Origin of the sequence: Streptoalloteichus tenebrarius (assembly GCF_024171885.1) — a bacterium.
Taxonomy (GTDB): domain Bacteria; phylum Actinomycetota; class Actinomycetes; order Mycobacteriales; family Pseudonocardiaceae; genus Streptoalloteichus; species Streptoalloteichus tenebrarius.
In genome coordinates, this window is the sequence record NZ_JAMTCP010000014.1 from 114,701 (window position 1) to 124,549 (window position 9,849).

The following is a 9,849-nucleotide window of genomic DNA, read 5'->3' on the forward strand; positions in this document are numbered from 1 at the left end:
ACGAGGCGGATACCACGCACTGGGCCAGAAGGATGTCGCGCGCTGTCGGTCGACCGCACGACAGCGAGGGGAGCCGTCGTCATCCGCCGCACATTTGAGTCCACAGTGGACTAGTCGCGGCCGGTCGGTCCTCGCGGAAAAGATCCACCATCAGCGCGGGGCACCGCGCGGCGAGGGGCCGTCACACCCGAGGTCAGTGGTTCGCGTCCCGCGCGACGGCGGCGGCGTTCGCCTCGGCGGCGTCGAGCAGGGCGTCGAGCAGCCCGGGGAACCGCGCGTCAAGGTCCTCCCGACGGAGGGAGAGCAGGTTCTCCCGCCCCGACGGGCGCTGCCAGATGACGCCGCTGTCCCTGAGGACGCGCCAGTGGTGGGTCAGGGTGGAACGGGAGACGCCCGGGAGGAGGCCGCCGCACGCGCGCTCCCCCTCCGCCGCCAGGACCCGCACCACCTCCAGCCGCATCGGGTTGCCGAGCGCGCTGAGGACGTTCTCCAGCCGGATCTGCTCCCGGCCCGGGTGCTGGGCGATCACTCCCCGAGGGTAGCGCGATCGTACGCGTACGGTCGAACGATCCCGCGTGACCAGGCTCGACGAACATCATCGACAACCGTACGTATTTTCTAGTACGGTCCGACCGTACGACTTTCCTCGTACGGACGTAGCTTCCGTCGCCCGTTCCCCCGTCACGAAGGGCCCGATCCCGTCATGTCCTCCTCCCCCGTCCAGCCAGGGGCCGGCCACCGCCGCCTCGGCTGGAGCCTGGCCGTCCTGGCCCTGGCACAGATGATCATCTCCCTCGACCTCAACATCGTGTTCGTCGCGCTGCCGGAGATCGGCTCCGGACTCGGCTTCTCCGAGCAGACGTTGCAGTGGGTGGTCAGCGCCTACACCGTGTTCTGCGGCGGGTTCCTGCTCCTGGGCGGACGCGCCGCCGACCTGTTCGGCCGCCGCAGGATGCTCGTGGTCGCCGTCCTGCTCTACGCCGGCTCGTCCCTGGTGGGCGGCCTCGCGTGGGACCCCCTGGTGATCATCGCCGCGCGCGCGGCGCAGGGCGTCGGCGGCGCGCTGCTGTTCCCCGCCACCCTGTCGCTGATCAACACGCTCTTCGAGGAGGGGCCGCGCCGCAACCGCGCCCTGGCGGTCTGGGGCGGCGCGGGGGCCAGCGGCCTGACCCTCGGCTCCCTGCTCGGCGGCGTCCTCACCGACGCGTTCGGCTGGTCGGCGGTCTTCTTCGTCAACGTGCCGCTGGCGGGCGTCGTGGCCCTCGCCGCCCTCGCGGTCATCCCCCGCGACGAGCCCCGGCGGGAGCGCCGCGGCTTCGACCTGCCCGGCGCGGTGACGGTCACCGCCGGCGTCACCCTGCTCGTCTCCGTCCTCGTGCGGGGACCGGAGTCCGGCTGGGGCTCCACCAGCATCGTCGTGAGCGCCGTGCTCGCCGTCGCCCTGCTGGCGCTGTTCGCCCTCGTGGAGGCGCGCAGCGCGGACCCGCTGATGCCGCTGCGCCTGTTCCGCAACCGGAGCCTGGCCGCCGGCATGACCATCACGTTCCTCTACATGGGCACGTTCGGCGCGCTCCCGTACTTCCTCACCGTGCTGTTCCAGAACGTGCACGGCTACGACGCGATGACCTCCGGTCTCGCGTTCCTGGTGCCCTCGCTGTCGATCGCGGCGGGCACGCAGCTCGGCGAGCGCATGGCGACCCGGATGCGGACGCGCACGACGCTGCTCGTGGGCCTGCTCGTCGGCGTGGTCGGCACCGTCGTGATGCTGCTCGGGTTCGCCCCGGGGGCCGGCTACCTCGTCATCGTGCCCGGCCTGGTCGTCTCCGGGGTCGGCCAGGGCATCACGTGGACCGGCATGTGGATCGCCGCCGCCTGTGGTGTCGCCCCCGGCGAGCAGGGCGTGGCCTCCGGCATGGCCTCCACGACGCAGAACGTGGGCAACGCCGTCGGCCTGGCCGTGCTGGTCGCCGTGGCCAACTCCGGTCTGGGCGAGGCGACGGGCGAGCAGCTCCGGTCCGCGACGGCCGACGGCATGCGGGTCGCCGTGTTCCTCGCCGCGGCGGGCATGGTGGTGGGCGCGCTCGTCGCGCTGGCCCTGCCCCGGCGGCCGACGTCCCCTCCCCCGGCCGCCAAGACACCGGGGGACGATGAGCCGATCGTCGTCAACACTCCCTCGGTCGTGTGAACACGTCGGGGCGGCCCCGCACCTCGCGGGGCCGCCCCGACCACGTCGGCCCGCCCGGAACACGGGGTCCGGTCCGGGCTCAGGTGACGCGCTCGCCCCTGTTGTGTGGCCGCTTGCCCCGGCCGGACTGCGTGATGACCGACAGGCGCCCGTCGGGCTCCATCTGCGCCCGCCACACGTCGGCCAGCCGGGTCACGCCCTGCTCCCGGAGCTGGCTGAACAGCTCCAGCTCGGTCAACAGCTCCCTGGCCATGTTCTCCCGCATCAGCCGGCCGTTGCGGATGAGCAGCAGCGGACGCGGCTTGACGATCTTCTCCACCTTCGGGAACCGCCACGCCGCCGCGTCGAGCACCAGCGCCCAGAACACGATCACCGACACCAGCAGCAGCCCGTCCGGCACCGCCTTGTAGTCGCCGGCCATCCCGTTCTGGGCCGCGTCGGCGAGCAGGACGATGACGAGCAGGTCGGTGATGGCCGTCGTTCCGGCCTGGCGCTTGAACACCAGCCGCAGCAGGAAGTAGATCACCAGGTACATCACGGTGCCCCGGATGAAGATCTCCAGCAACGGCGTGTCCGGGACGAACACACTCGACCAGTCCATGGCGAAGCGATTCCCCGCGCCGCCGCCGTTGAAGCGACCCACCACCACCCCGACGGGTGACGGTCCGCCCGAACGGCGGACAAACCGGACCTCGCGAAGGGACAGGCGGGACACGTCGACCCCAAGATCAGGTGACCCTAGGGTGACGAGGTGCCGCACCCCGAGTACCCCATCCGGACGTCCCGCCTGCTGCTCCGCCCGTTCACCCCGTCCGACGTGGACGCCGTCCTGGCCATCTACTCCCGGCCCGACGTCGTCCGGCACCTCTTCGAGGACCCCTTCTCCCCCGAGGACGCGCGGAGAGCGGTCACCCGGTGGAAGGACATGACCCGGATCGACGACGACCAGTCGGTGCTGCGGCTCGCGGTGGAGCGCGACGACACGGGCCAGGTGATCGGCGACGTCATGCTGGAACGGCTCGGCGGCCGGAACCGGCAGGGCGAGATCGGGTTCGTGTTCCACCCCGACCACCACGGACAGGGGTTCGCGCTGGAGGCGGCCCAGGAGATGGTCCGGCTCGGGTTCGCCGAGCTGGACCTGCACCGGGTCATCGGTCGCTGCGACGCTCGCAACACCGGCTCCGCCACCCTGATGGAACGGCTCGGGATGCGCCGCGAGGCGTGCCTGCGGGAGAACCAGCACGTCAAGGGCGAGTGGTGTGACGAGCTGGTGTTCGGCGTCCTCGCCGGGGAGTGGGAGGCCCGCCAGCTCGGAGCGGACGCGGTCGCCCAGCGCTGAGGCGTTCACCCGATCACTGGTGACCCGTCCGTGGCGAAGCCCGCGCTGCCATGATCCGGCCATGCGAAGCCTCCCGCGGTCGGCGGGCGCCTGCGCCGCGGCCCTCACCCTGGTCGTCGCCACCGCCTGCTCGTCGTCGGCGCCGGAACCACCGTCCCCGCCGTCCCCGCCGAACCCGTCGGCCGCGCCGGCCAACGCCGAGAAGACCCCCGACCTCCAGGCGTTCTCCGGACAGCGCCTCGACTGGGGGCCGTGCGCCGACTACGCCGCCTCGGACCTGGACCGCACGGCGTTCGAGCGGCCCGAACTCCAGTGCGCGCGACTCACCGTGCCCCTGGACTACGCCGACCCGAAGGGGAAGACGGTCAGCCTCGGGCTCCTGCGGCTCCCGGCGAAGGACCAGGCGGGGCGCGTCGGCTCGTTGGTCATCAACCCCGGCGGCCCCGGCGGGTCGGGGATGCGGACCGCCGCGAGCCTCGCCCCGCGGTTCGGCGAGACGGAGCTGGGCTCCCGGTTCGACCTGGTCGGCTTCGACCCACGCGGGGTCGGCGCCAGCCAGCCCTCGTTCCGGTGCCTCACCGACGCCGAGCTGGACGCCGACCGGCTGGAGGTCCGCGACCTCAGCACGCCGGAGGGGTTCGCCAGGGCCGAGGCCGACACCAGGGACGACATCCAGAAGTGCGTCGACCGGGTCGGCAGGGACGTGCTCGCCACCATCGGCACCCGCGACGTGGCCAGGGACGTGGAGGTCCTGCGGGCGGCGCTGGGCGACGCCAAGCTGACCTACCTCGGGTACTCGTACGGGACCAGGATCGGCACCGCCTACGCCGAGGCGTTCCCGGACAGGGTGCGGGCGATGGTGCTGGACGGCGCGGTCGCCCCGCAGGAGGACCCGGTCACCCAGCAGGTCAAGCAGGTCACGGGCTTCCAGCGCTCGTTCGACGCGTTCGCGCGGTGGTGCGCCCAGCAGAGCGGGTGCGCGCTCGGAACCGACCCCGCGCGGGCCGTGCCGTCCTTCCGCGCGCTGGTCGACCCGTTGCGCGACCAACCGGCGCCCGCGCTCGACCGGAAGCTGTCCTCCAGCGACGCCACCAACGGCGTCATCCAGGCGCTGTACGACGAGAAGCTGTGGCCGTTCCTCCACAAGGGACTCCAGGAGCTGGCCGACGGCCGGGGCGACGAGTTGCTCCGGCTCGCCGACCTCTACCTTGACCGGGACCGCGACGGGCGGTACCTGCGCAGCTCCGAGCTTCAGGTCGCGGTGAACTGCGTGGACGGCGGCGCGGTCGCGGACAGGGAGGTCCTGAAGGAGGCGGAGCGGCGGGCCAGGGCCGCCGCGCCGTTCCTCGACGACGGGCGACCGGTCGTCGACGTGCTGGAACCCTGCGCGTACTGGCCGGTACCGCCGACCGGCGGGCCGCACGAGCCGAGGGTGGACGGGCTGCCCACCACCCTGGTGATCTCCACGACCGGGGACCCCGCCACCCCGTACCAGGCGGGCGTGGACCTGGCCAGGGCGCTGCGCGCCCGGCTGGTCACCTTCGAGGGTGAGCAGCACACCGTGGCGCTGAGGGGAGTGTCCTGCGTGGACGACGCGGTGACGCGGTACCTGGTGGATCTCGCGCTTCCCGACGAGGGCCTGACCTGCCGTCGCTGACCACACCGATCACCGGTGGGCACCCCCACCTCGGTCCCACCACGAGGGTGTCCTGCGCATCGACAGGCACGGCTTCGCGTTCGTCGCCGGCGGTCTGCGCGTGCTCGTCGACACCGGCATCGACAACGGCATCGGCATCGGCAATGGCAATGGCAATGGCAATGGCAAGGAGCGGGCCAACCCGGGCCTGGCCCCGCCACCTGTTGGGCCGGGTCACCGCGAGTGAGCGGTTCCTCGGCTACGGGGCGTTGCCGATCGGCGCGGTGCTCGCGGGCGCCCTGGCCACGGGGCTCCGCACGGCCGCGTGGGTCATCTGCGTCGCGCAGGCCCTGTGCGTGCTGGCCCTGGTCCTCTCCTCCATCCACTGAGGACGGTCTGACCGCCGCGCGGCCCGCCATGGTCGAGGCCGGATGACCCCTGACCAGCAGGAATGGTCGTGGCACGACCTGCGGACCAACTTCCTGGAGCGGCTCACCGACGCCGGATTCCTCCGGACTTCGTCGACCTGGTGATCCTCACCCACCTGCACGCCGACCAAGGGGGTTGGAACACGCGAAAGGTGAGGGCGCGTGCCTACTTTCCCAACGCCCGCTCCCTCACCTCCCGCGCGGAACCTCCCGCGCGGAGCGGGAGTTCTGGGCCACGTACGACATGGTCGGGCGTGGACCTCACGCTTCCCGACGAGGGCCTGACCCTCCGTCGCTGACCACACCGATCACCGGTGGGCACCTCCCACCTCAATCCACTTCGGTCCCACCTCGGCCCCGCCGATGTCCGTCCGGCGGGGCCGAGGCGTTCGTGAGCGCCCCTCAGGTGTCCTCAGGTGTCCCCGGTGCCCTCAGGCGCCTTCAGGGGGCGGCGCGGACCTCCACCTCCGCGCTCAGCCGCAGGTCCCGGGACGAGCGGCCCACCTCGACCCGGTACGTCCCGGGTTCGACCAGCCAGCTCCCGTGCTCCTGGTCCCAGTGCTCGAAGGCGCGGGCGGGCAGGCTGACCTCGACCGTCGCCGACGCGCCCTGCCGGGCGTCCACCGTGGCGAACCCGGCGAGCCACCGCACCGGGTACTCGACCGAGCCGCCGGGCCGGCTGAGGTACACCTGCACGACCTCGCGCCCCGGCCGTGTCCCCGTGTTGCGCACCTTCACCCGAACAGGGATCCCCTGGCCGGTGACCGCGACCTTCCCCACCTCCAGATCGGTGTACTCCCAACTGGTGTAGCCGAGGCCGTGGCCGAAGCAGAACGCCGGCGCCAGGTTCGCCCTGTCCCAACCCCGGTAGCCGACATGGATCCCCTCGGAGTACTCCAACACCCCGTTCACCGGGCGGGACCCCGGGATCGGGCCGCCGGGGACCGGCCACGTGGTGGGCAGGCGTCCCCCCGGCTCGGCCGCGCCGAGCAGCGCGTCGGCCAGGGCGTTGCCGTACTCCTGCCCGCCCAGCCAGCTCAGCAGGACCGCGGGCGCCTGGTCGGCCCACGGCAGGAACACCGGGCCGCCGGTGTTGACCACGACGACCGTGCGGGGGTTGGCCGCCAGCACGCGCCGCACGAGGTCGTCCTGTCGGCCGGGCAGGGCGAGGTCGTCCCGGTCGATGCCCTCGCTCTCGCTCTCGTCGGTGGTGCCGACGACCAGCACGACCGCGTCCGCGCCCCTGGCGAGATCGACCGCGCGCGCGATCCCGTCCTCGTCCGATGGCGGGACGGGCTCGACGCCGAGGCGCAGGGTGACCAGGCCGCCGACGCGGGCGGTGACCTCGTGCCGCGCGACGAGGTCGACCTCGCCCGCCGGCAGCGGGACGGTCACCTGCTTCTGCGGCGGACGGGTCAGCCCTTCGAGAATGTCCGCGTTCGGCGGAAGGGCCAGCTTCTCGTCGAACACGACCCTGTCGCCGACCGTGAGCCAGTAGCGGCCGACCCCCGCCACACCCACGAGGTGGTCGCCGGCGGCATTGATCCGCGCCCGGGCGTGCACCTCGATGGTCCTGACCCTGGCGAACATGTCGTCCGGCAGGGCGGGCAGGAACGAGCCGCCCCAGATGAGGTTGCCGTGCGTGCGATGGTCGGTGGCCAGCTCCGCGCCGTGCGCGTCGAGGAAGCGGACCAGGACGCCAGGTTTGCCGGTCGCCGGGTTGGTGGACGTGGCCGTGGAGACCGGCGTGAGGAGCGTGTGTGTGCGCACGCCCGGCGTGTGGACCACCTCCACGCCCTCGCCCAGCGCCGCGCGCAGGCCGTTCAGTGGGGACACGGCGTAGGGCGGGATCACGTTCGCGCTGCCCCCGCCCTGGATGCGGGCGATCCCCGCGTTCGGGCCGATCACCGCGACCCGGCGGAGCGCCTCCCGCCGCAACGGGAGCAGGTTGTTCTCGTTCCGCGCCAGGACGAAGCTCGCGGCGGCGGCCGCGCGGAGTTGCCCCGCGATCTCCTCCGGCGACATCACCGGGGGTTTCCTGGGCGGGATGCCGTCCAGACCGCCCACCCTCGCGGCGAGCAGGAGCAGGCGCACGACCTTGTCGTCCACGGCGGACTCGGGGACGCGCCCCGCGCGCACGGCCGCGACCAGGCCCTCGGCCCACGGGCTGGTCGGCCCCGGCATCGCCAGGTCCAGCCCGACGCGGCCGCTGGCGTCCACCGAGCGGGTCGCGAACCAGTCCGACATGACCAGGCCGTCGAAGCCCCACTCGTCCTTGAGCACCTCGCGCAGCATCGGGTGCTCGGTCATCGTGGTGCCGTTGAGCCGGTTGTAGGCGGCCATCACCGCCCAGGGGTGGGCCTCGCGCACGATCGCCTCGAAGGGCGCGAGGTAGACCTCGCGCAGGGTGCGCTGGTCGATGCGCGCGTCGAGCGTCATGCGCTCGGTCTCGCTGTCATTCGCCACGAAGTGCTTCACGGTGGCCGCGACCCCGCCGGACTGCACGCCGCGCACGTAGGCGACGCCGACGCGCCCGCTGAGAAAGGGGTCCTCGCTGAAGCACTCGAAGTGCCGGCCGCCGTAGGGCGTGCGGTGGAGGTTGACCGTGGGCGCGAGCAGGACGTCGACGTGCTTGCGCCGCGCCTCGGCGGCGAGCAGCCGGCCCAGCGCGTGCACCCGCGCCTCGTCCCAGGTGGCGGCGAGGGCGGTGGGCGAGGGCAGGCTGGCGGCCGGGTCGCGCTCGTCGAAGCCCCTGCCGCGCACCCCGGCGGGTCCGTCGGACAGCAGCAGGGAACGCAGCCCCACGGCGGGTTCCTCGTGCAGCGCCCACAGGTCGGCGCCGGTGAGCAGCCGGACCTTCCGTTCCAACGTCAGCTTGGCGAGGCGCGCCCTGAGGTTCTTCTCCAGGTCGGCGGTGTGTGGCTCGGTCATGCGGTGGTGATCTCCTTCGGCGGGGTGTCCGGTGGCCGGACGCCGGCGCGTGGCGCACGCGGCGAAGACGGTTTCGGCACGCGGAGGCGCGAGGTGTGGTGGCGGTCCTCGCCGAGCCCGGCCGGGAGCCGGCGACGGGTGTGCGGGTTCGCGGGCAGGTCGGTCGACGGGGACGGGACGGCGGTGTCGGCCACGGGCGTCCTCCGTGCTCACGGCCGAGGTGCTCCTCAGTCTGCCGACGCCGACCGAACACTCGGTAGGTAAGTTACATGTTCGTTATCACCCGGGCGCGGGCTAGTCTCCGTCCATGCCCGCCGCCATCCATGAGAGCCGCCCGAACCGGCGCGGCGTCGAAGTCCGGGAGCGCGTCCTCCGCACGGCGTGGGAGGCGTTCTCCCGCGAGGGTTTCCGGGCCTGCTCGTTGGCGCGGATCGCGGCGGACGCCGGGCTCTCGCAGGCCGGACTGCTGCACCACTTCCCCACCAAGGAGGATCTGCTGCTGGCGGTGCTGCGCTGGCGCGACGAGCTGGAGCTGGACCAGGTCGGCCGGACGCTGCCGACGCACACCGGGCTGTCCGTGCTGTCCCGGCTGCTCCGCCTGGTGGAGATCAACGTGGAGCTGACCGACGTCGTCCGGTCCTTCACCGTGCTCTCGGCCGAGAGCGTCAGCGAGGGGCACCCGGCGAGGGACTGGTTCCGCGCGCGCTACACCCGGGTTCGCGCGGCCGTCGCCGACGCGCTCCAGTCCGGTGTGGACAGTGGCGAGATCAGGGCGGGCACCGACTGCCACGCGGTCGCCACGGAGGTCTGCGCCGTGATGGACGGGCTCCAGCTCCAGTGGCTGCTCGACCCCGGGGCCGTGGACATGGTCGCCCTCTTCCGCGACTACGCGCGCCGGCTCGACGCGGCGCTGCGGAATCCCGCCCGGGAGGCCCCCGACACCCCGGACGGCCAGGACACTCGGGACACCGGGGACACCCCGGGCGGGACCGCGCCCAGCGCAGCGCCCTAGCTTGAGTTTTAACGTCTGGGTGGCTGGCGGTGACCCTGGTTGATCATGAGTGAAGCCCTTGGTCGATTCTTCTTCTCGCGACAGACGAAGATCGAGACCAAGGGCTTCAGTTGATCAGTGTGCACCATGCCCGGGATGCCGCAGCGTTCGGGGAGTTATCGGCGTTGCGTCAGGAGTTCTACCGGTGCCTGACCCGGCGGGCGGACGCGTTGTTCGAGCTGACCGACGCGGTGTTGTGCGCGGACGGTCCGGTGCGGTCGGTCGCGGAGCTGTCCCTGGCCGGTGAGCATCGGCGCGGGCATGGCAGCGGTGACGCCG

General features: G+C 72.6%; 10 protein-coding genes. 7 read left to right on the top strand and 3 right to left on the bottom strand.

The window, feature by feature from the left end; all coding sequences use genetic code 11:
- Window positions 1-193: 193 nt before the first annotated feature.
- Window positions 194-529 carry an ArsR/SmtB family transcription factor gene (locus LX15_RS14590; protein WP_253670111.1) on the bottom strand — a complete coding sequence of 112 codons (336 nt, stop codon included), beginning with the start codon at window positions 527-529 and terminating at the stop codon, window positions 194-196.
- A gap of 174 nt (window positions 530-703) precedes the next feature.
- Between LX15_RS14590 and LX15_RS14595 the strand changes: the two genes are divergently transcribed.
- Window positions 704-2,185, top strand: coding sequence for an MFS transporter (locus LX15_RS14595; RefSeq protein WP_253670112.1), 1,482 nt, complete (start codon window positions 704-706; stop codon window positions 2,183-2,185).
- A 79-nt stretch (window positions 2,186-2,264) separates the two neighbouring features.
- Here the strand turns inward: LX15_RS14595 and LX15_RS14600 are convergent, their stop codons facing one another.
- Entirely contained in the window at window positions 2,265-2,786 is a 522-nt protein-coding gene (locus LX15_RS14600; RefSeq protein ID WP_253670113.1) for a DUF421 domain-containing protein, read from the bottom strand.
- A gap of 150 nt (window positions 2,787-2,936) precedes the next feature.
- Here LX15_RS14600 and LX15_RS14605 point away from each other — a divergent pair, with 150 nt between their 5' ends.
- From LX15_RS14605 to LX15_RS14615, 4 genes are all read left to right on the top strand, one after another.
- Window positions 2,937-3,524, top strand: a complete 588-nt coding sequence (locus LX15_RS14605) for a GNAT family N-acetyltransferase (protein ID WP_253670114.1) — start codon at window positions 2,937-2,939, stop codon at window positions 3,522-3,524.
- 61 nt (window positions 3,525-3,585) lie between these two features.
- The gene (locus tag LX15_RS14610; protein ID WP_253670115.1) at window positions 3,586-5,181 is read left to right on the top strand and encodes an alpha/beta hydrolase; all 1,596 of its coding nucleotides are present in this window, start codon (window positions 3,586-3,588) and stop codon (window positions 5,179-5,181) included.
- A 100-nt stretch (window positions 5,182-5,281) separates the two neighbouring features.
- Window positions 5,282-5,407 (top strand): hypothetical protein, encoded by a 126-nt coding sequence (locus LX15_RS32485; protein ID WP_301304589.1) that lies wholly within the window; start codon window positions 5,282-5,284, stop codon window positions 5,405-5,407.
- Window positions 5,385-5,549 (top strand): hypothetical protein, encoded by a 165-nt coding sequence (locus tag LX15_RS14615; RefSeq protein WP_253670116.1) that lies wholly within the window; start codon window positions 5,385-5,387, stop codon window positions 5,547-5,549. The genes LX15_RS32485 and LX15_RS14615 overlap by 23 nt, the downstream gene beginning before the upstream one ends.
- Window positions 5,550-6,029: 480 nt before the next feature.
- Here LX15_RS14615 and LX15_RS14620 read toward each other — a convergent pair whose 3' ends face one another.
- Window positions 6,030-8,519, bottom strand: coding sequence for a beta-glucosidase family protein (locus tag LX15_RS14620; protein WP_253670117.1), 2,490 nt, complete (start codon window positions 8,517-8,519; stop codon window positions 6,030-6,032).
- Between the two features lie 307 nt (window positions 8,520-8,826).
- On the opposite strand from LX15_RS14620, the gene LX15_RS14625 reads away from it, so the two are divergent.
- Together LX15_RS14625 and LX15_RS33560 are read left to right on the top strand one after the other, a co-directional pair.
- Window positions 8,827-9,531 carry a TetR/AcrR family transcriptional regulator gene (locus tag LX15_RS14625; protein WP_253670118.1) on the top strand — a complete coding sequence of 235 codons (705 nt, stop codon included), beginning with the start codon at window positions 8,827-8,829 and terminating at the stop codon, window positions 9,529-9,531.
- Between the two features lie 119 nt (window positions 9,532-9,650).
- A partial coding sequence (locus LX15_RS33560; protein ID WP_372502721.1) for a transposase occupies window positions 9,651-9,849 on the top strand: 199 nt, incomplete at its 3' end.

Coding starts and splice junctions, on each gene's coding strand:
- LX15_RS14625 (WP_253670118.1), top strand. CDS start 8,827: ATGCCCGCCGCCATCCATGAGAGCCGCCCGAACCGGCGCGGCGTCGAA.
- LX15_RS14610 (WP_253670115.1), top strand. CDS start 3,586: ATGCGAAGCCTCCCGCGGTCGGCGGGCGCCTGCGCCGCGGCCCTCACC.
- LX15_RS14620 (WP_253670117.1), bottom strand. CDS start 8,519: ATGACCGAGCCACACACCGCCGACCTGGAGAAGAACCTCAGGGCGCGC.
- LX15_RS14600 (WP_253670113.1), bottom strand. CDS start 2,786: ATGGACTGGTCGAGTGTGTTCGTCCCGGACACGCCGTTGCTGGAGATC.
- LX15_RS14595 (WP_253670112.1), top strand. CDS start 704: ATGTCCTCCTCCCCCGTCCAGCCAGGGGCCGGCCACCGCCGCCTCGGC.